The following is a 19,279-nucleotide window of genomic DNA, read 5'->3' on the forward strand; positions in this document are numbered from 1 at the left end:
ACCCCGCGCTCTACGGTGCTCGCATGGAGCCGAACCTGCCCGATGTCGTGCTGTGGTCCATACCGGCCTTCGTCCTGCTCACCGTTGTCGAAATGGTCAGCGCCCGCATTCACCCCGACGAGGACGCCGCCGGGTACGAGACCAAGGACGCCGTCACCAGCGTCACCATGGGGCTCGGCAGTCTCGTGTTCGATCTGCTGTGGAAAGTGCCCATCGTGGCGATCTACTCCGCGGTCTACGAGCTGACCCCGCTCCGCGTTCCCGTCCTGTGGTGGACGATCCTGCTGATGCTGCTCGCGCAGGACTTCTTCTACTACTGGTCCCACCGCGGCCACCACGTCATCCGGATCCTCTGGGCCTGCCACGTGGTCCACCACTCCAGCCGGAAGTTCAACCTCACCACCGCGCTGCGCCAGCCCTGGACCTCGCTGACCGTCTGGCCGTTCTACGTTCCGCTCATCGCCTGCGGTGTCCATCCGGCGGCGCTGGCGTTCTGCTCGTCGGCCAATCTCGTCTACCAGTTCTGGGTGCACACCGAGCGGATCGACAAGCTGCCCAGGCCCTTCGAGTACGTACTGAACACGCCCTCCCACCACCGGGTGCACCACGCCTCCCAGGGCGGCTATCTCGACCGGAACTTCGGCGGCATCCTGATCCTGTGGGACCGGCTCTTCGGCTCCTTCGCAGCCGAGACGGAGCGGCCCGTCTACGGGCTCACCAAGAACATCGCCACCTACAACCCGCTGCGCGTCGCGACACATGAGTACGCCGCGATCGCCCGGGACGTGCGGGCGGCGGACAGCTGGGGCGAGCGGGCCGGCCGGATCTTCCGCGGGCCGGGCTGGCAGCCGGCGTCGACGGCCGCCTCGACCACCACCTCCGGCGCTGCCTCCACCGCCGCTCCCGTCCGGGAGAGCACCGGATGAGCGCCGGAGCCGTCACGGACGCCCGGGCACGGTTCGTACGCCCCCTGCTCATCGCGTTTCTCGTCGCCTCCGCCGTCGATCTCGTCGGCGTTCTCGCCGATGTACGTCTCGCGCACCTCGTCGCCAAGCCGCTGCTGATGCCGCTGCTCGCCGGGTACGCCGCCGCCCGCCGCGGACCCCGGCTGCTCATCGCCGCGCTGCTCTTCGGCTGGGGCGGCGACACACTCCTGCTGCCCGACGCCGATGCCGCCTTCCTCATCGGCATGGGTTCCTTCGCCGCAGGCCATGTCTGCTATCTGTGGCTCTTCGGGCGGGCCCGCAGCTCCCTGCTGCTCGGCGCGGGGTACGCGGCGGTCCTCGTCGGCTTCGTCGCCCTCATCTGGGGCGGGCTCCCCGCGGACCTGCGGATCCCGATGGCCGGCTACAGCCTGCTGCTCACCGCGATGGCCTACCGGTCCAGCACCCGCGGCCGGTACGCCGCGCTCGGCGGGGCGCTCTTCCTGCTGTCCGACGCGCTCATCGCCACCGGCATCGCCGACTGGCCGCAGCTGCCCGCGCCGGACTTCTGGGTCATGCTCACGTACATCGTGGCGCAGCTCCTGCTGACCGTCGGGGTGCTCACACCGGGCCCGGAACGGACCGCTGCCACCCCTGGGGCGTACGGTGAGCGGAGTATCAGCATCTGAGATCAGCAAGGACCCCCACGCATGCGCGCCACTGTCATCCACGCCCCCCACGACATCCGTGTCCAGGAGGTGCCGGACCCGACGATCCAGCAGCCCACCGATGTGGTGCTGCGGGTCCTGCGGGCCTGTATCTGCGGCAGCGACCTGTGGGCGTACCGCGGCGAGTCCGCCCGCCGGCCCGGCCAGCGCATCGGCCACGAGTTCATCGGAATCGTCGAGGAGGCCGGACCGGAGGTCAGCGGCTTCGCGGCCGGTGACCTCGTCGTCGCCCCCTTCGTCTGGTCCGACGGCACCTGCGAGTACTGCGCCGAGGGCCTGACGACGTCCTGCCCGCAGGGCGGCTTCTGGGGCTCGGTCGGCTCCGACGGCGGGCAGGGCGAGGCCGTGCGCGTCCCGTTCGCCGACGGCACGCTGGTCAAGCTCCCGGCCGCCGCGGCGTCCGACGACCGCCTGCTCACGGCGCTCCTGGCCCTGTCCGACGTGCTCGGTACGGGGCACCACGCCGCCATCGGCGCGGGCGTGAAGCCCGGCACCACGGTCGCGGTCGTCGGTGACGGGGCGGTCGGCCTGTGCGGCGTCATGGCCGCGAAGCGGCTCGGCGCCGAGCGGATCATCGCGCTCGGCCGCCACCAGGTGCGCACGGACATCGCCCGCACCTTCGGCGCCACGGACGTCGTCGCCGAGCGCGGCGAAGCAGCCGTCGCCGCCGTACGGGAACTGACCGGCGGCGCGGGCGCCCACGCCGTGATCGAGGCCGTCGGCACCGAGCAGTCGATGCGCACGGCGGTCGGGATCACCCGCGACGGCGGCTCGATCGGCTACGTCGGCGTGCCGCACGGCAGCGGCACCGGCCTGGACCTCGGCGTCATGTTCGACCGGAACATCGCTCTGCGCGGCGGCGTCGCCCCCGTGCGCACGTACATTCCGGAACTGCTCCCCGACGTCCTGGCCGGCACGATCGACCCGTCGCCCGTCTTCGACCTCACCATCGGCCTCGACGAGGTTCCCGCCGGCTACAAGGCCATGGACGAGCGCACGGCCCTGAAGGTCCTCATCAAGCCGTAGTGGTAAGCCACTTCGGCGCATCCGCGCCCAACCGGCCCGGCGGACGCGACCAGTCCGTCGGGCCGCCCGCGAAGGACACCGGCGGCAGGGCATAGCGCAGCCGGCCCGGCGCGCTGTCCGTGGAGCCGAGGTACTTCTCGGGGTCGTACGTCTCCGAGAGGTCGTACGCCTCCGACGGGCCGTACGAGTCCTGCGTGCGCGTGAGCCCGCCGCAGAGCCAGTGCGCCGTCTGCCCCAGCGCCAGCCGCAGCAGCCGCGAACCGCCGTCGTCGTGCTGCTCGGTCAGTGCCCGCAGCACGCCCGCCGCCAGCAGATAGCCGGTGCCGTGGTCGAGGGCCTGCGCGGGCAGCGCGCCGGGCGCCCCGGCGTCCCCCTCCACGGCCGCGATCCCGGTGGCCACCTGGACCAGACTGTCGAATCCGCGCCGCTCGTGCCACGGCCCGTACCGCCCCCACGCGGACACCTGCGCAACGACCAGACCGGGACGACGTACGGCGAGCGCCTCCGGCGTCAGGCCGTACTCCTCCAGTGCGCCCGGCCGGTATCCGGTGACCAGCACATCGGCGGCGGCGAGCAGCTCGTCGAACGTCGCCCGGTCCGCCCGGTCGCCCAGATCCAGGGAGGCCGACCGCTTGCCGAACCCCGTGTCGCTGTGGGCGTCCTGACTCTCCGGCAGCTGCGGCGCATCGATCCGCAGGACGTCCGCGCCCAGCAACGCCAGCGTGCGGGTGGCCACCGGACCGGCCAGGACACGGGTCAGATCGAGAACCCGGAGTCCGGCCGCGGGCAGCAGTGGCGAACCCGACAGGGCGGAAAGGCGGCGTGGACCCACCTGGCCCGGCCCCTCGGTCCGGTCGAGCGTCAGCAGCGGGCGTGTGGCGATCGCAGCGCCCTGCTCGTGCGCCGCCCACTCCTCGGGAGTGCGCAGTGCGACGGCCAGACCGCCCGCGGCGTACACCGTCTCCTCGACCTCCACCGCCCGCCGCTCGGCGAGCACCGCGGCCACCGCGTCCACTCCGGCATCGGCGGGCAGGTCGAGCGCGGTGAGCAACCGGGCCCGGTGGTGCGGGTAGTTGGCGTGGGTGCGGACCCGGCCGTCGGCCGTCCGCCAGAACCGGGACAGCGGGGCGAAATTGGTCGGCGCGCGCCCGTCGACCCGCAGATGGCGCTCGCTGAGGAACGCGGTGGCCACCGCACCGTCGTCGACCCGGACCCGCTCCACCCGTCCGGCGGCGCTGCCTGCACGGCGCGCGGCCAGTTCGGCGGCGGCCAGCGCGGAGACCGCGACGGTGGAACGGGCCAGCTCCATGACCGGCAGCCGCGCGGGCAGCAGCCCGGCCGGTCCGCCGCCGTCGATACGGTCCAGAAGCGCCGGATCGCCGCCGAGGGCGGCCCATGCCTGCTCCGTACCGGAGCTCTGCGTGTCGATCACATCTGTCATGACCGCACTATGGCACCCAGTGCCACCGGAGTACGAGGGAAGGGCCGAGGACAGTCGCCCCCGGCCCTTCCCCCGATGCGCGTGGTGACTACCTGCGGACCGCGTCCAGCGCGTCCACCACACCGGCACCGTAGAAGCCGTTGTGGTTCCTGGGGCCCTCGCAGACGGCGTCGATCTTGCCGTCGCCGTTGATGTCGTACGGGGCGCCGCACGCGGTGGCGTCCGCCTCGTTCACCAGCAGCGCCTTCACCGCGGCCGCCGAGGCGTGCGGGTGCGACGACTTGATCAGGGCCACCACACCCGCGACATGCGGGGAGGCCATCGACGTACCGGCCTTGTAGCCGTACTTTCCGCCCGGCAGCGTCGACAGGATCAGACCGCTCGTGGCCGGCGGTGCGGGCGTCTGGTAGACCGTCGAGTCGCCGCCCGGGGCGGCCACATCGATGACTCCGTCACCGTAGTTGGAGTACGAGGCCTTCAGGCCCTTGGCGCCGGTCGCGGAGACCGTGACGACACCCGGCAGCATCGTCGGGATGTCGAGGCACTCCCGCGGGTCGATCGTCCGGGTCACCGGCGTGGTGTCGTTCGGGCTGGTCGAGTCCTCCAGCGTGTCGGCGGCCAGGTCCTCGCTGCTGTTGCCGGCCGCGGCGACGTTGACCGTGCCCTTGCGCTCCGCGTACTGGCTGGCGCGGGTGACCGCTTCCACCAGGGCGCCCTGGTCGGGGTCGTTCTTGCAGTTGTACAGCCAAGGGTCGGTGTAATAGCTGTTGTTCGTGACATCGACGCCGTGCTCGGCGGCCCAGACGAAGCCGCAGACGACGGCCTCGGTGTAGAAGAACCCGCTCGAGGTCGCCACCTTGATGCCCGCCACCTTCACGCCCGGCGCGACACCGGTCACGCCGATGCCGTTCTTCGCGGCGGCGATGGTGCCCGCGACATGCGTGCCGTGGTCGCTCTCACCGGTCTGCGGACGCCAGGCGCCGTCCGTCGTGTCCGGCGCGCCGCTCACACAGTTCGCCGATGCCCCGCGGTCGAAGTTCGGAGCCAGGTCCGGGTGCGTGTCGTCGACACCCGTGTCGATGACCGCGACCGTGACCTTCTTGCTCCCCAGCGACACCCGGTGCGCCTGGTCCGCCTTGATGGCGGGCAGATCCCACTGGAGCGGCTCCATCGGATCCTGATCCGCCGTCGCCTCCGCGGCCGCGGCCCGCGCCTGCTCGGCGGAGAGCGACTGCTCGACCCCGATGTCTTTGGTGGCCTGCGGAACGATGGGGTTGGTGCGGGTGGCCCCCGCCGACTCGACCCCCCTGACCCGGCGGATCGACTGCGCGAACTCCGGGTTCTGCGAGTGGACGACTATGACACCGATCTGCTCGTAGGCGATCACCACCGTGCCACCGGCCCGGGCTATCGCCTTCTTCACCTGCTTGACGGTGCCCTGACCGCCACGGGTGTTGACGACGTACGACAGCTTCGGGCCGTCCGTCGAGACCGCCGCTGTGGGCAGTCCGTCCGACGGAGCGGCGGATGCGGCACTCGTCGGCAGGAAGCCGAGCGAGGCCGTGAGGGCCAGTCCGACAGGCAGCGCCAGTGCGCGCGTCCGTCTGGATCCCAGATGAGCCATGGGGTCTCCACATCATCCGTGCCAGTCGACCGGACACGGGGTGTGTTCGGCCGTGTACATGAAGAGCGAAGCTATCGCTGATCATCCCGGCTCATCAATGAGTTGACGGAACTCCGTTCGGAGGTCGGTCCGAACGGATGAGTTCAAGAACAGGCAAACCGCGGTGAACCACTTCGCCGTTCTCTCCGTGCCGTTGTCAGGGGAGGCCCACCACCGACCCCCCGACACCGAGGTCTTCCTGTGAGATCCACCGTCCCCACCACCGCATCCGCATCGCGAGGAGATTCCGTGGCTACCGATGCATCGCCGCCCAAGGCCATTCCTGACACCGGCCCTGCCCAGCCCACCACCGAGGAGTTCGTCGAGGTCCAGGAGAGCGCGGAGTTCGCCGAACTGCGCCACGCGCACCGTTCGTTCGCCTTCCCCCTGACCATCGCCTTCGTCCTCTGGTACCTGCTCTACGTGCTCCTGTCGAACTACGCGGGCGGCTTCATGGGCACCAAGTTGTTCGGCAACGTCAACGTGGCGCTCGTCTTCGGTCTCGCCCAGTTCCTCACCACGTTCCTCATCGCCTGGCTCTACTCCCGCCACGCCGCCGCGAAGTTGGACCCGAAGGCCGCCGCGATCAAGTCCCGTATGGAGGCCGACGCATGAGCGCCGCCCACGCCGCGTACCCCACCGTCCAGCTCGCCGCCGAAGGCGCGAGCGAGCACCGGCCGCTGATCATCACGCTGTTCGCCTGCTTCGTCGTCGCGACCCTGTTCATCACCGTGTGGGCGGGCCGGCAGACCAAGGACGCCGCCGACTTCTACGCGGGAGGCCGCCAGTTCACCGGCTTCCAGAACGGCCTCGCGGTCTCCGGCGACTACATGTCCGCCGCATCGTTCCTCGGCATCGCGGGCGCCATCGCGCTCTTCGGCTACGACGGCTTCCTGTACTCCATCGGCTTCCTCGTCGCCTGGCTCGTCGCCCTGCTCCTGGTTGCGGAACCGCTGCGGAACTCCGGTCGCTACACGATGGGCGACGTCCTCGCGTACCGGATGCGCCAGCGCCCCGTCCGTACCGCGGCGGGCGCCTCCACCATCGTCGTCTCGATCTTCTATCTGCTCGCGCAGATGGCGGGCGCCGGTGTGCTCGTTTCGCTGCTGCTCGGCATCACCAGCGACGGCGGCAAGATCGCCATCGTCGCCCTGGTCGGTCTGCTGATGATCGTGTACGTCACCATCGGCGGCATGAAGGGCACCACCTGGGTGCAGATGGTCAAGGCCGTCCTGCTCATCGCGGGCACCGTGCTCATCACCTTCCTGATCCTGCTGAAGTTCCACTTCAACATCTCCGACCTGCTCGGCAGCGCGGCGGAGAACAGCGGCAAGGGCAAGGCGTTCCTGGAGCCCGGTCTCAAGTACGGCGCCACCAGCACCTCGAAGCTGGACTTCATCTCGCTCGGTATCGCCCTGGTCCTCGGCACCGCCGGACTCCCGCACATCCTGATCCGCTTCTACACCGTGCCGACCGCCAAGGCCGCCCGTAAGTCGGTGAACTGGGCCATCGGCATCATCGGCGCCTTCTACCTGATGACGATCGTGCTCGGCTTCGGCGCTGCGGCGATCCTCAAGCCCGGCGACATCATCGCCTCGAACAAGGCGGGCAACACGGCGGCCCCGCTGGCCGCACTGGAGATCGGCGGCGGCTCCGGCTCCACCGGCGGTGCCATCCTGCTCGCCGTCATCTCCGCGGTCGCCTTCGCCACCATCCTGGCCGTCGTCGCCGGCCTGACCCTGGCGTCCTCGTCGTCGTTCGCGCACGACATCTACGCCAACGTCATCCGCAAGGGCAGGGCCACCGAGAAGGAGGAGGTCCGCGCGGCCAAGTGGGCGACCGTCGCCATCGGCATCGTCTCCATCGGTCTCGGCGCCCTCGCCCGCGATCTGAATGTGGCCGGACTGGTCGCCCTCGCCTTCGCGGTGGCCGCCTCGGCGAACCTGCCGACCATCCTGTACAGCCTGTTCTGGAAGCGGTTCACCACCCAGGGCGCCCTCTGGTCGATCTACGGCGGCCTGGCCTCGTCCGTCCTGCTGGTGCTGTTCTCCCCGGTCGTCTCCTCCAAGCCCACGTCGATGTTCCCCGACGCCGACTTCGCCTGGTTCCCGCTGGAGAACCCGGGCCTCATCTCCATTCCGCTGGGCTTCCTGCTCGGCTGGCTCGGCTCCCTGCTGTCGAAGGAGGAGCCGGACAAGGGCAAGTACGCCGAGCTGGAGGTCAAGTCCCTCACCGGCGTCGGCGCCCACTGACGAGAGGAATCGACCGAAGAGTTTGCGTCACGCACCGCGCGGATCCCGCGGCCGCGTCGTAGAGTCCTACGACGCGGCCGTGCCGCCCCTCGTGTCAAACGGGCCACCTCTCTGTCACAGGTGTCGCGTAGTCTCGGGAGAGTCAGATCCGCAACCGGGGATCCACCGGGGGAGGGGGCCCACCATGCTCATCGACACCTACGATCGGGTCGCCACCGACCTGCGCGTTTCCCTGACCGACCGCTGCAATCTGCGGTGCACGTACTGCATGCCCGAAGAAGGCCTGCAGTGGCTGGCCAAGCCGGACCTGCTCAGCGACGACGAGATCGTCCGGCTCGTCCGTATCGCCGTGACCCAGCTCGGAATCAACGAAGTCCGCTTCACCGGCGGTGAGCCGCTGCTGCGCCCGGGCCTCGTCTCCATCGTCGAACAGTGCGCGGCTCTGACCCCCCGGCCGAAGATGTCGCTCACCACCAACGGCATCGGGCTGAAGCGCACGGCGGCCGCCCTCAAGGCCGCCGGCCTCGACCGGGTCAACGTCTCGCTGGACACCCTGCGCCCCGACGTCTTCAAGACCCTCACCCGCCGCGACCGTCACCACGACGTGCTGGCAGGCCTCGAAGCCGCCCACGACGCCGGCCTCACCCCGGTCAAGGTCAACACCGTCCTGATGCCCGGGCTCAACGACGACGAAGCCCCCGACCTGCTCGCCTGGGCCGTGGAACACGGATACGAGCTCCGCTTCATCGAGCAGATGCCGCTCGACGCCCAGCACGGCTGGAAGCGCGACGGCATGATCACGGCAGGCGACATACTCACCTCCCTGCGCACCCGCTTCACGCTCACCGCCGAGGGCGACGGCGAGCGAGGCTCAGCCCCCGCCGAGCGCTGGCTCGTCGACGGTGGACCCCACCGGGTCGGTGTCATCGCCTCCGTCACCCGCCCGTTCTGCCGGGCCTGCGACCGCACCCGGCTCACCGCTGACGGCCAGGTGCGGACCTGCCTGTTCGCCCGCGAGGAGACCGATCTGCGCGGCGCGCTGCGCTCCGAGGCCTCGGACGAGGAGATCGCCCGCATCTGGCGGCTCGCGATGTGGGGAAAGAAGGCCGGATCCGGTCTGGACGACCCGTCCTTCCTGCAGCCCGACCGCCCGATGTCGGCGATCGGCGGCTAGGAGGACGGGCGTCAGTCCCCGGCGGCCGAGGACTCCCACTCCGCCAGCGTCACGACATCCTTCAGAAAACCGCGCATCCCCAGGAACGAGGAGAGATGTTCCCGGTGCTCGTCGCAGGCCAGCCAGGTCTTACGGCGCTCCGGGGTGTGCAGCTTCGGGTTGTTCCAGGCCAGCACCCATACGGCGGCCGCACGGCAGCCCTTGGCGGAACAGATCGGTGCGGCGGAAGCAGCGCTCTCGGCGGCATTTTCGGGGAAGTCCGGGAAGTTCACGGACTCAACCCTAGGCCAGCCGCGGGGTCGGCCTACTGACGCATCCCCTGCCGGAGAAAAACGACGCCGAGCAGCCACGGGGGGAGCTGCCCGGCGTCGGTCTGTCGCTCCGACGGGGGATGCGGAGCGCCTAGGAAGTATGTCACGCGGACCGGGGTGCGGTGCACCTGAACTTCATGATTGATCTGAGCTTTTCTTGAGGATTCGGCGTGCCGTCAGCTCAGCTGTGCTCATGCGGATCCGGGGCGCTACGGGCCCGGTCGGAGTCCGCAGGACCGGCCGGCGGGGCGGCCTCGAGTGCCGGCCTGGCGGGTGGCGGCACGAAGGTCGAGGGCAGCGAAGGAGTGTTCTCCCGGCCCGCGTTGGCGATGACCACGGCGACGTACGGGAGCAGCACACCCAGCGCGAGCGCCACGATGGCCACAGGCTTCTCGATGTTCCACAGCACGGCGGCCAGGATCACCGAAACCGTCCGTACGGACATCGAGATCACATAGCGTCGCTGCCTGCCGCGGACATCGTCCGCGAGGCTCTGCCGGGCTCCCGTGATCCGGAAGACCTCCGCACCACTCTGCTTCCGCATCACGTTCCCGTCACCCTTCCCCTGGCTCTTCACGAGCCGTTCCACGGTACGCCCGGCATCCGGAGGCATCGAGACCGGGGCACGCAGTATTCGCGCACATCAGCACAGCCATGGCACGTATGGACCTGTCCGACATGCGTCGTACGGCCTGTGCGCCAAGACTTGCGCACATGCGCGACACCGCGCCGCACCAGGAGGCGACATGAGTTGGCTGTGGGCAATCATCGTGGGTCTGGTCCTCGGCCTGATCGCGAAGGCGATCCTGCCGGGAAAGCAGCAGATCCCACTCTGGCTGACAACCATTTTCGGCATCATCGGCAGCGTCATCGGCAACGCCGTCGCGACGTGGATCGGCGTCAACGAGACCAGGGGCATCGACTGGACGCGCCATCTGCTCCAGCTGATCGGCGCCGTGGTCATCGTCGGTCTCGGCGACATGCTCTGGACATCGATGCGCGGTACCAGAAAGCAGAAGGCCTGAGTGCAGGCGCGCGCGTCCGCAGGACGTCCGACGCGGCGACGGCCGGGCACGCATGTCGCGTGCCCGGCCGCCGTATGTCGTCCGCTGCCGGTCAGCCGGCCGTGACCTCGATGGCCGCGAGGTTCTTCTTGCCCCGGCGCAGCACCAGCCAGCGCCCGTGCAGCAGCTCCTCGCGGGCCGGTGCGGCCTCGCCGTCCACGACCTTGACGTTGTTCACGTAGGCGCCGCCCTCCTTGACCGTACGGCGGGCCCCCGACTTGCTCGGCGCCAGACCGACCTCCACCAGGAGGTCCACCAGCGGGCCCAGCTCGGTGACCTCGGCGTGCGGCACCTCGGAGAGCGCCGCGCTCAGCGTGGCCTCGTCCAGATCGCCCAGCTCACCCTGGCCGAACAGAGCCTTCGAGGCCGCGATGACCGACGCGCACTGCTCGGCGCCGTGCACCAGGGTCGTCAGCTCCTCCGCCAGCGCCCGCTGCGCCGTCCGGGCCTGCGGACGCTCCTCGGTGAGCTTCTCCAGCTCCTCCAGCTCGGCACGGCTCCTGAAGCTGAGGATGCGCATGTACGGGGAGATGTCCCGGTCGTCCACGTTCAGCCAGAACTGGTAGAACGCGTACGGCGTCGTCATCTCCGGGTCGAGCCAGACGGCCCCGCTCTCGGACTTGCCGAACTTGGTGCCGTCCGCCTTCACCATCAGCGGCGTGGCCAGTGCATGCACCTCGGCGCCCGGCTCCAGGCGGTGGATCAGGTCGATGCCGGCGGTGAGGTTGCCCCACTGGTCGCTGCCGCCCTGCTGAAGGGCGCAGCCGTACCGCCGGTACAGCTCCAGGAAGTCCATGCCCTGCAGCAGCTGGTAGCTGAACTCCGTGTAGCTGATGCCCTCCTGGGACTCCAGCCGACGGGCGACCGAGTCCTTGGTCAGCATCTTGTTGACCCGGAAGTGCTTGCCGATGTCCCGCAGGAACTCGATCGCGGACATGCCCGCGGTCCAGTCCAGGTTGTTCACCATGACTGCGGCGTTCGCGCCCTCGAAGGAGAGGAACGGCTCGATCTGGGAACGCAGCCGCGTCACCCAGTTCGCGACCGTCTCCGGGTCGTTCAGCGTCCGCTCGGCCGTCGGCCGCGGGTCACCGATCTGGCCGGTGGCCCCGCCGACCAGGGCGAGCGGCCGGTGCCCGGCCTGCTGCAGCCGGCGCACGGTGAGCACCTGCACCAGGTGGCCCACGTGCAGACTCGCCGCGGTCGGGTCGAAACCGCAATAGAACGTGACGGGACCGTCCGCGAGAGCCTTGCGCAATGCGTCCTCGTCAGTGGACTGGGCGAACAGCCCGCGCCACTTCAGCTCGTCGACGATCTCCGTCACTGTCCTGTGTCTCCCTGTTACGTGTACTGATCTGCCATGGTCAGTCTAGGGTCACACCCCGAGGCTGACCGAACTCATATTGAAGTCCGGGATCCGCAGCGCCGGCATCGCGGCCCGGGTGAACCAGTCGCCCCACTCGCGCGGCAGCGTCTTCTCGGTACGGCCCGCCTCGACGGCCCGCGACAGAAGATCGACCGGCGACTCGTTGAACCGGAAGTTGTTCACCTCGCCGACCACCTCGCCGTCCTCCACCAGATACACCCCGTCCCGGGTGAGCCCGGTCAGCAGCAGCGTCGCCGGATCGACCTCCCGGATGTACCAGAGGCAGGTCAGCAGCAGGGCCCGGCCGGTCGTCGCCGCCACCATCTCGTCCAGCGACCGCTCACCACCGCCGTCGAGCAGCAGGTTGTCGATCGCCGGAGCCACCGGCAGCCCGGTCAGTCCGGCCGTGTGCCGGGTGGTCGTCAGACGGTCCAGCCGGCCGTCCCGGATCCAGTCGGTCGACGACAGCGGAAGCCCGTTGTCGAAGACGGAAGCGCTGTCCCCGGAGGAGTGGGCGATCACGAACGGCGCGGACTCGAGCCCGGGCGCGTTCGGGTCGCTGCGCAGGGTCAGCGGCAGCTCGGACAGCGTCTCGCCGAGCCGGGTGCCACCCCCCGGCTTGGAGAAGACCGTCCGGCCCTCGGCGGCGTCCCGGGCCGTCGACGACCACAGCTGGTAGATCAGCAGATCGGCCACGGCGGTGGGCGGCAGCAGCGTCTCGTACCGCCCGGCGGGCAGCTCGATACGGCGCTCCGCCCAACCCAGCCGCTGTGCCAGCTCCGCGTCCAGCTCGGCCGGGTCGACATCCTTGAAGTCCCGGGTGGCCCGGCCGGCCCAGGCGGAACGCGAGCGGTCGGGGGACTTGGCGTTCAGCTCCAGCGTCCCGTTCGGCTGGTCGTGGCGCAGCCGCAGCCCCGTCGACGTGCCCAGATACGTCGACGTCAGCTGGTGGTGCGCGAACCCGTACAGCTCGCGGCCGCCGGCCCGGGCGCGGGCGAAGGCGTCACCGAGAGCCGGGGCGAACTCCGCGAACACCTCGGAACTCGTCTCGGCCGGGGCATCCATGAAATCGGGGGACGAGGGCACGCCGGTGACCAGCGGCTGCGCGTCCTCGGCGGGCCCGGCCCCGCGCGCGGCGGCCTCGGCGGCCCGCACCAGCGGCTCCAGGTCGTCGGCGGTGACCGCGGAACGGGACACCACACCGGACGCCGCGCCCTCGGCGCCGTCGACCGTCGCGATGACCGTCAGGGTCCGGCCCCGGGTCACCCCGTTCGTGGTGAGCGCGTTGCCCGCCCAGCGCAGATTGGCGGAGGAGTCCTCGTCGGCGATGACCACACAGCCGTCGGCGGTGGACAGTTCGAGCGCGCGCTCGACGATCTCGTACGGCTTGCTGACGCGGCTCATCGGCCCGCCTCCTGCGTCGTGTTGAGGATGTTCACGCCTCGGAAGAGGGCGGAGGGGCAGCCGTGCGAGACGGCCGCGACCTGGCCCGGCTGGGCCTTGCCGCAGTTGAAGGCGCCGCCCAGGACGTACGTCTGCGGGCCGCCGACCTTCTCCATCGAGCCCCAGAAGTCCGTCGTCGTCGCCTGGTACGCGACATCGCGCAGCTGACCGGCCAGCTCGCCGTTCTCGATGCGGAAGAACCTCTGCCCGGTGAACTGGAAGTTGTAGCGCTGCATGTCGATCGACCAGGACCGGTCGCCGACCACATAGATGCCGCGCTCCACCCCGCCGATCAGATCCTCCGTGGACAGTCCGCCCGGATCCGGCTGCAGCGACACGTTCGCCATCCGCTGTACGGGGACATGGCCCGGCGAGTCGGCGTACGCACACCCGTTGGACCGGCCGAGACCGGTCAGCTTCGCAATCCTCCGGTCGAGCTGGTAACCAACGAGTGTCCCGTCCTTGATCAGGTCCCAGGACTGGCCCTCGACACCCTCGTCGTCGTACCCGATGGTCGCGAGCCCGTGCTCGGCGGTGCGGTCGCCCGTCACATTCATCACCGGCGAGCCGTACGCCAGCTTGCCCAGCTGGTCGAAGGTGGCGAACGAGGTCCCGGCGTACGCCGCCTCGTAACCCAGCGCCCGGTCCAGCTCGGTGGCATGCCCGATCGACTCGTGGATCGTCAGCCAGAGATTCGACGGGTCGACGACCAGGTCGTACCTCCCCGCCTCGACGCTCGGCGCGCGCATCTTCTCGGCGAGCAGCCCCGGGATCTGCTCCAGCTCGGAGTCCCAGTCCCAGCCGGTGCCCGTGAGGTACTCCCAGCCGCGGCCCACCGGCGGCGCGATGGTCCGCATCGAGTCGAACTCACCGGTCGTCCCGTCCACGGCGACGGCGGTGAACTGCGGATGCAGCCGCACCCGCTGCTGGGTGGTGACGGTGCCCGCCGTGTCCGCGTAGAACTTGTTCTCGTGGACGGTCATGAGCGAGGCGTCCACATGTGCGACACCCTCCGCGCCGAGGAGCCGGCTGCTCCACTCGGCCAGCAGCCCCGCCTTCTCCTCGTCCGGTACGGAGAACGGGTCGACGTCGTACGCCGACACCCAGGTCCGCTCGCCGTGCACCGGCTCGTCCGCCAGCTCCACCCGCTCGTCGGACCCGGCCGCCGCGATCACCTTGGCCGACAGCTTCGCCATGGCGACCGCCTGGGACGCGACCTTCGCCGCCGCGTCCATGGTCAGATCCACGCCGGACGCGAACCCCCACGCCCCGCCGTGCACCACGCGCACCGCGTACCCGAGATCGGTGGTGTCCGAAGTCCCGGCGGGCCGGGCGTCCCGCAACCGCCAGGACGCACTGCGTACCCGCTCGAAGCGGAAGTCCGCATGGACGGCGCCCAGCGCGCGGGCCCGGGCCAGCGCCGCGTCGGCGAGGGCCCGTAGCGGCAGGGCCAGGAATGACTGATCTACCTCATGGGGCACGTCGGCTTTCCCCTTCTCGACCTGTGCGATGTGTCTCCGCAGTGAATCATGCGGTGCGAGCCCGTCAGGGGCCTCTGTTTTTCCCGTATTTTTCCGCGGAGGTTCCGGCGGCGCGGGGCGAGGCACTGTAGGAACCCCACAGTGCCTCGCGGAAGCCACTGTCAGGGGCCGATTCCCCGTGGAGCACCTGGTACCGATAGGTTTTCGAGGTACCAGACCGCTATCGAAAGGGTGATCCGTTGAGCCGCTCGGTTCTCGTCACCGGAGGAAACCGGGGCATCGGCCTCGCCATCGCCCGCGCTTTCGCCGACAACGGCGACAAGGTCGCGATCACGTACCGCTCGGGCGAGCCGCCCCAGGCCCTCACCGAGGCGGGCGTTCTGGCCGTCCGGTGCGACATCACCGACAGCGAGCAGGTGGAGCAGGCCTACAAGGAGATCGAGGAGAAGCACGGTCCGGTCGAGGTTCTGGTGGCCAACGCCGGTATCACCAAGGACCAGTTGCTGATGCGGATGTCCGAGGAGGACTTCACGTCCGTACTCGACACCAACCTCACCGGCACCTTCCGGGTCGTCAAGCGCGCCAACCGCGGCATGCTGCGCGCCAAGAAGGGCCGCGTCGTCCTCATCTCCTCCGTCGTCGGTCTCCTCGGCTCGGCGGGGCAGGCCAACTACGCCGCCTCCAAGGCCGGTCTGGTCGGCTTCGCCCGGTCGCTGGCGCGCGAGCTCGGCTCGCGGAACATCACTTTCAACGTCGTCGCGCCCGGTTTTGTCGACACCGACATGACCCAGGCGCTCACCGAGGAGCAGCGCAAGGGCATCGTCGCCCAGGTGCCGCTGGCCCGCTACGCGCGGCCCGAGGAGATCGCCGCCGCGGTGCGCTTCCTCGCCTCCGACGACGCGTCGTACATCACTGGAGCCGTCATCCCCGTTGACGGCGGATTGGGCATGGGTCACTGACCACCATGATCGGAATTCTCGACGGCAAGCGCATCCTCATCACCGGTGTGCTGATGGAGTCGTCCATCGCCTTCCACACCGCCAAGGTGGCCCAGGAGCAGGGTGCCGAAGTCATCCTGACCGCCTTCCCCCGGCCCACGCTGACGGAGCGCATCGCCAAGAAGCTGCCCAAGCCCGCCAAGGTCATCGAGCTGGACGTGACCAACACCGAGCACCTGGACCGGCTCGAAGGCCTGGTCCGTGAGGAGCTCGGTTCGCTGGACGGCGTCGTCCACTCCATCGGCTTCGCGCCGCAGGACGCGCTCGGCGGCAACTTCCTCAACACCCCGTTCGAGTCCGTCGCCACCGCGATGCACGTCTCGGCGTTCTCGCTGAAGTCGCTCGCCATGGCCTGCAAGCCGCTGATGAGCGAGGGCGGCTCGATCGTCGGCCTCACCTTCGACGCACAGTTCGCCTGGCCGCAGTACGACTGGATGGGTCCGGCCAAGGCCGCCCTGGAGGCCACCTCTCGTTACCTCGCCCGCGACCTGGGCAAGGACGACATCCGCTGCAACCTGATCTCTGCGGGCCCGATCGGCTCGATGGCCGCCAAGTCCATCCCGGGCTTCTCGGAACTCGCGGACGTCTGGAACACCCGCTCCCCGCTCTCCTGGAACATGGCCGACCCGGAGCCGGCCGGCCGCGGCGTCGTCGCGCTGCTCTCGGACTTCTTCCCGAAGACCACGGGCGAGATCATCCACGTCGACGGTGGCGTGCACATGATGGGTGCCTGACCTCGTAGAACCCTGTACGAAACGGCCGCGTACCACCTCTGAGCAGATGGTGCGCGGCCGTCGTGCGTCCCCGCCCGGCCGCTCGCCGCTCAAGTCGAAAAGATGGTCGATGCACCGCAGAATGTGGTGGAACCGGACTTTTGGTCAGGCTGCGGGGAGGAGGTCGCTGTGCGCCCCATACGTCGCCGAACCTGGGCCCTGCTTGCGGCCTCGGTCGCCGTCGCCGCAGTTGTCGTCCCCATAGGCATATCCGGCCTGGGGTGGCCCGGGGCGTCCGCGCCGACCGCCCCCCTCCCGGACCCGCACGGCGCCGACTGCCGTACGTCGGTCCAGGGCTCCTGGGTGGTCGCCTACTGCCACAACCCGTACCCGACCAACGACCGGGTACAACTGCACACCGAATGCGACCGCTGGTGGGACATAGACGCGGACGGCATACCCGTCGACGTCGCCCCCGGACAGACGGTACGGCTCGACGACCGCTGCTGGAAGGAGGTCGCCTCCGTCTGGATCACCCACCAACGGATCTAGGTGAACCCGTCTCCCGGCCCTTGCGGAGCATTCGGGTCAGACCCGGTCCACCAGGCAGCTGAGCGCATGACTCGCGGCCTCGGCGGCCGCTGTCTCCGCGTCACCGGCCCGGATCGCCTCGACCAGCCGCGCGTGGTCCATATGGTTCTCCGGCCGTAGCTCGTGCCCGACATCGACCCGCAGATAGTCGCGCAGCAGATCCCCCAGGTCGGCGTAGAGGCCCGTCAGCACGTCATTGTGCGAGGCGGCGACCACGGCCAGGTGCAGCGTCGCATCCGCGGCCACGAACGCCTCGGCGTCACCCGCGGCCCAGGTCTCCTCGCGACGCGCCATGAGCGCGTCCAGTTGCTTCAGATCCCGCTCGGTGCGCCGGGCGGCCGCCAGCCGGGCCGCTGACGACTCCAGCGTCGACCGCAGCTCGGCGACATGGCGCGGGTCGGCGGACGCGAACCGGCGGTGCATCACTCCGGCCAGCTCGCTGGTGGCGACGACGTACGTGCCCGACCCCTGCCGGATGTCCAGCAGCCCGTTGTGCGCGAGCGCGCGCACCGCCTCGCGGACGGTGTTACGGGCCACCCCCAGCTGCTCCACCAGTTCGGGTTCGGTCGGAATCCGCGAACCGACGGGCCACTCGCCCGAGGTGATCTGATTCCTCAGCTGTGCGATCACCTGGTCGGCGAGTGCCGACCGCCGCGGGGACGTCAAAGTCATGATGCTCCTTGCTCGGATCCTCGGGGCTTCCGGATTCTCCGGTTCCCGGATTTCTCGGAGGTTTCCGAAGGCTCTCGGACGAGTGGACAATCAATCATCCCATGATTCTATGATGGACCTCATGCCCGAAGACGAGACCCATCCCCAGACCCGGACCCAGAGCCCGCACACCGGCACGGCGACGGCCTCCGCCACGGACTCCCCGGCACCGCAGACCGTGCAGACCACCTCCGGCCCGGCCGGCCCCGCCCCCTGGGTGCTCCGTCTGGTCGCCGTCAGTCTCGTCCTCACCGCGCTCAACCTCCGCCCCGCCATCACCAGCCTCGGCGCCCTGCTCGAAGAGGTACGGGACGGGCTGCACATGAGCGGCAGCGTCGCCGGTGTCCTCACCTCCGTGCCGCCGCTCTGTTTCGCGGTCTTCGGCATCATGGCGCCGCGCCTCGCCCGCCGCTTCGGCCCCGGTGCGGTCGTCTGCGCCGGCATGGTCGCCATCGCGGCCGGTCTGGTGATCCGGCCGTTCGTCGGCTCCACGGCCGGCTTCCTCGCCGCCAGCGCACTCGCCCTCATGGGCATAGCCGTCAGCAACATCCTGATGCCGGTGATCGTCAAGCGCTGGTTCCCGGACCGGGTCGGCTCCATGACCGGCCTCTACTCGATGGCGCTGGCCCTCGGCACCGCGCTCGCCGCAGCCGTCACCGTGCCCATGACCGATGCGCTCGGTGGCAGTTGGAAGGCCGGCCTCGGAATCTGGGCCGTGCTCGCCGTCGCCGCGGTGCTGCCCTGGATCCCGCTGTTGCGGGACAGTCGCGGCGCCCCCGGACAGGCCACCGCCCGGCAGCACGTGGATGCCCCGGCGCTGCGGATCACCCGCAGCCGCACCGCCTGGGGCCTCGCCTGCTTCTTCGGCCTGCAGGCCACCGCCGCGTACATCGCCATGGGGTGGATGCCGCAGATCTTCCGCGACGCCGGGGTCTCGGCGGGCACGGCGGGCGTCCTGCTCGCCGTGACCATGGCCATGGGCGTGCCGCTCGCCTTCGTCATCCCGCGGGTCGCCGCCCGGATGAGGAACCAGGGCCCGATCGTCGTCTTCCTCTGCGCCTGCGGCCTCGTCGGCTACGCGGGCCTCTACCTCGCACCGGCCGGCGGCGCCTGGGCCTGGGCGGTGCTCCTCGGCATCGCCAACTGTGCCTTCCCGCTCGCCCTCACCATGATCGGCATGCGGTCCCGCAGCGGCGCCGGAGTGGTCCGGCTGTCCGCGTTCGCCCAGTCCACCGGCTATCTGATCTCGATCCCCGGTCCGCTGCTCGTCGGCGTGCTCTACCAGCACAGCGGCGGCTGGGGACTGCCGATCGCGCTAATGGCGGGCCTGATGGTGCCGCAGATGGTGGCGGGGATCCTGGCCGGGCGGGACCGGACGATCGAGGACGAATGCTGAG

The 19,279-nt window shown here is 70.0% G+C and carries 19 protein-coding genes; 11 read left to right on the top strand and 8 right to left on the bottom strand.

Annotated elements, in window-relative coordinates:
- The first annotated feature begins 23 nt into the window (after positions 1-23).
- The 3 genes from OHA03_RS24095 to OHA03_RS24105 are packed head-to-tail and all read left to right on the top strand — an operon-like array spanning position 24 to position 2,677.
- Entirely contained in the window at positions 24-926 is a 903-nt protein-coding gene (locus OHA03_RS24095) for a sterol desaturase family protein (RefSeq protein WP_267005870.1), read from the top strand.
- A complete protein-coding gene (locus tag OHA03_RS24100) occupies positions 923-1,612 on the top strand; it encodes a lysoplasmalogenase (RefSeq protein WP_267005871.1) in 690 nt (229 codons plus the stop codon). The genes OHA03_RS24095 and OHA03_RS24100 overlap by 4 nt, the downstream gene beginning before the upstream one ends.
- A 21-nt stretch (positions 1,613-1,633) precedes the next feature.
- The gene (locus tag OHA03_RS24105) at positions 1,634-2,677 is read left to right on the top strand and encodes a zinc-dependent alcohol dehydrogenase family protein (RefSeq protein WP_267005872.1); all 1,044 of its coding nucleotides are present in this window, start codon (positions 1,634-1,636) and stop codon (positions 2,675-2,677) included.
- Here the strand turns inward: OHA03_RS24105 and OHA03_RS24110 are convergent.
- Both OHA03_RS24110 and OHA03_RS24115 read right to left on the bottom strand, forming a co-directional pair.
- Positions 2,667-4,118, bottom strand: a complete 1,452-nt coding sequence (locus OHA03_RS24110; protein ID WP_267005873.1) for a CoA transferase — start codon at positions 4,116-4,118, stop codon at positions 2,667-2,669. The two genes, OHA03_RS24105 and OHA03_RS24110, sit on opposite strands and share 11 nt — an antisense overlap.
- 88 nt (positions 4,119-4,206) lie before the next feature.
- Positions 4,207-5,742 (bottom strand): S8 family serine peptidase, encoded by a 1,536-nt coding sequence (locus tag OHA03_RS24115; RefSeq protein ID WP_267005874.1) that lies wholly within the window; start codon positions 5,740-5,742, stop codon positions 4,207-4,209.
- 288 nt (positions 5,743-6,030) lie between these two features.
- Between OHA03_RS24115 and OHA03_RS24120 the strand changes: the two genes are divergently transcribed.
- The 3 genes from OHA03_RS24120 (at position 6,031) to moaA (ending at position 9,207) form a co-directional block, all read left to right on the top strand.
- Complete coding sequence (locus OHA03_RS24120; protein ID WP_267005875.1) at positions 6,031-6,396, top strand: DUF485 domain-containing protein; 366 nt, start codon at positions 6,031-6,033, stop codon at positions 6,394-6,396.
- A complete protein-coding gene (locus OHA03_RS24125) occupies positions 6,393-8,033 on the top strand; it encodes a cation acetate symporter (protein ID WP_267005876.1) in 1,641 nt (546 codons plus the stop codon). Before OHA03_RS24120 ends, OHA03_RS24125 begins: the two co-directional genes overlap by 4 nt.
- 184 nt (positions 8,034-8,217) lie before the next feature.
- A complete protein-coding gene (gene moaA / locus OHA03_RS24130) occupies positions 8,218-9,207 on the top strand; it encodes a GTP 3',8-cyclase MoaA (RefSeq protein WP_267005877.1) in 990 nt (329 codons plus the stop codon).
- 11 nt (positions 9,208-9,218) lie between these two features.
- On the opposite strand, the gene OHA03_RS24135 is transcribed toward moaA, so the two are convergent.
- Together OHA03_RS24135 and OHA03_RS24140 are read right to left on the bottom strand one after the other, a co-directional pair.
- The gene (locus OHA03_RS24135; protein WP_267005878.1) at positions 9,219-9,479 is read right to left on the bottom strand and encodes a hypothetical protein; all 261 of its coding nucleotides are present in this window, start codon (positions 9,477-9,479) and stop codon (positions 9,219-9,221) included.
- Between the two features lie 220 nt (positions 9,480-9,699).
- Positions 9,700-10,062, bottom strand: coding sequence for a DUF3099 domain-containing protein (locus OHA03_RS24140; RefSeq protein WP_267008138.1), 363 nt, complete (start codon positions 10,060-10,062; stop codon positions 9,700-9,702).
- A gap of 202 nt (positions 10,063-10,264) precedes the next feature.
- Between OHA03_RS24140 and OHA03_RS24145 the strand changes: the two genes are divergently transcribed.
- Positions 10,265-10,543, top strand: coding sequence for a GlsB/YeaQ/YmgE family stress response membrane protein (locus OHA03_RS24145; RefSeq protein WP_267005879.1), 279 nt, complete (start codon positions 10,265-10,267; stop codon positions 10,541-10,543).
- A 91-nt stretch (positions 10,544-10,634) separates the two neighbouring features.
- Here the strand turns inward: OHA03_RS24145 and tyrS are convergent, their stop codons facing one another.
- Genes tyrS through OHA03_RS24160 form a run of 3 tightly spaced genes read right to left on the bottom strand, consistent with a single transcriptional unit; the run spans position 10,635 to position 14,869 of the window.
- The gene (tyrS, locus tag OHA03_RS24150) at positions 10,635-11,903 is read right to left on the bottom strand and encodes a tyrosine--tRNA ligase (RefSeq protein ID WP_267005880.1); all 1,269 of its coding nucleotides are present in this window, start codon (positions 11,901-11,903) and stop codon (positions 10,635-10,637) included.
- 51 nt (positions 11,904-11,954) lie between these two features.
- On the bottom strand, positions 11,955-13,349 hold the full coding sequence (locus OHA03_RS24155) for a metallopeptidase TldD-related protein (RefSeq protein ID WP_267005881.1): 1,395 nt from the start codon (positions 13,347-13,349) through the stop codon (positions 11,955-11,957).
- Entirely contained in the window at positions 13,346-14,869 is a 1,524-nt protein-coding gene (locus OHA03_RS24160; RefSeq protein ID WP_267005882.1) for a TldD/PmbA family protein, read from the bottom strand. Before OHA03_RS24160 ends, OHA03_RS24155 begins: the two co-directional genes overlap by 4 nt.
- 239 nt (positions 14,870-15,108) lie before the next feature.
- Between OHA03_RS24160 and fabG the strand changes: the two genes are divergently transcribed.
- The 3 genes from fabG to OHA03_RS24175 all read left to right on the top strand — a co-directional run bounded on the left by fabG (position 15,109) and on the right by OHA03_RS24175 (position 17,132).
- The gene (fabG, locus tag OHA03_RS24165) at positions 15,109-15,828 is read left to right on the top strand and encodes a 3-oxoacyl-[acyl-carrier-protein] reductase (RefSeq protein ID WP_267005883.1); all 720 of its coding nucleotides are present in this window, start codon (positions 15,109-15,111) and stop codon (positions 15,826-15,828) included.
- Between the two features lie 5 nt (positions 15,829-15,833).
- Entirely contained in the window at positions 15,834-16,601 is a 768-nt protein-coding gene (fabI, locus tag OHA03_RS24170; RefSeq protein ID WP_267005884.1) for an enoyl-ACP reductase FabI, read from the top strand.
- 168 nt (positions 16,602-16,769) lie between these two features.
- The gene (locus tag OHA03_RS24175; RefSeq protein ID WP_267005885.1) at positions 16,770-17,132 is read left to right on the top strand and encodes a hypothetical protein; all 363 of its coding nucleotides are present in this window, start codon (positions 16,770-16,772) and stop codon (positions 17,130-17,132) included.
- Positions 17,133-17,168: 36 nt separating this feature from the next.
- Here OHA03_RS24175 and OHA03_RS24180 read toward each other — a convergent pair whose 3' ends face one another.
- A complete protein-coding gene (locus tag OHA03_RS24180; RefSeq protein ID WP_267005886.1) occupies positions 17,169-17,843 on the bottom strand; it encodes a FadR/GntR family transcriptional regulator in 675 nt (224 codons plus the stop codon).
- A gap of 121 nt (positions 17,844-17,964) precedes the next feature.
- Here OHA03_RS24180 and OHA03_RS24185 point away from each other — a divergent pair, with 121 nt between their 5' ends.
- Complete coding sequence (locus OHA03_RS24185; protein ID WP_267005887.1) at positions 17,965-19,278, top strand: MFS transporter; 1,314 nt, start codon at positions 17,965-17,967, stop codon at positions 19,276-19,278.
- Position 19,279 lies beyond the last annotated feature (1 nt).

It is taken from the genome of Streptomyces sp. NBC_00154, from assembly GCF_026342835.1.
Lineage (GTDB): Bacteria > Actinomycetota > Actinomycetes > Streptomycetales > Streptomycetaceae > Streptomyces.

Coding starts and splice junctions, on each gene's coding strand:
- OHA03_RS24095 (WP_267005870.1), top strand. CDS start 24: ATGGAGCCGAACCTGCCCGATGTCGTGCTGTGGTCCATACCGGCCTTC.
- OHA03_RS24100 (WP_267005871.1), top strand. CDS start 923: ATGAGCGCCGGAGCCGTCACGGACGCCCGGGCACGGTTCGTACGCCCC.
- OHA03_RS24105 (WP_267005872.1), top strand. CDS start 1,634: ATGCGCGCCACTGTCATCCACGCCCCCCACGACATCCGTGTCCAGGAG.
- OHA03_RS24110 (WP_267005873.1), bottom strand. CDS start 4,118: ATGACAGATGTGATCGACACGCAGAGCTCCGGTACGGAGCAGGCATGG.
- OHA03_RS24115 (WP_267005874.1), bottom strand. CDS start 5,742: ATGGCTCATCTGGGATCCAGACGGACGCGCGCACTGGCGCTGCCTGTC.
- OHA03_RS24125 (WP_267005876.1), top strand. CDS start 6,393: ATGAGCGCCGCCCACGCCGCGTACCCCACCGTCCAGCTCGCCGCCGAA.
- moaA (WP_267005877.1), top strand. CDS start 8,218: ATGCTCATCGACACCTACGATCGGGTCGCCACCGACCTGCGCGTTTCC.
- OHA03_RS24140 (WP_267008138.1), bottom strand. CDS start 10,062: ATGCGGAAGCAGAGTGGTGCGGAGGTCTTCCGGATCACGGGAGCCCGG.
- OHA03_RS24145 (WP_267005879.1), top strand. CDS start 10,265: ATGAGTTGGCTGTGGGCAATCATCGTGGGTCTGGTCCTCGGCCTGATC.
- OHA03_RS24155 (WP_267005881.1), bottom strand. CDS start 13,349: ATGAGCCGCGTCAGCAAGCCGTACGAGATCGTCGAGCGCGCGCTCGAA.
- fabI (WP_267005884.1), top strand. CDS start 15,834: ATGATCGGAATTCTCGACGGCAAGCGCATCCTCATCACCGGTGTGCTG.
- OHA03_RS24180 (WP_267005886.1), bottom strand. CDS start 17,843: ATGACTTTGACGTCCCCGCGGCGGTCGGCACTCGCCGACCAGGTGATC.
- OHA03_RS24185 (WP_267005887.1), top strand. CDS start 17,965: ATGCCCGAAGACGAGACCCATCCCCAGACCCGGACCCAGAGCCCGCAC.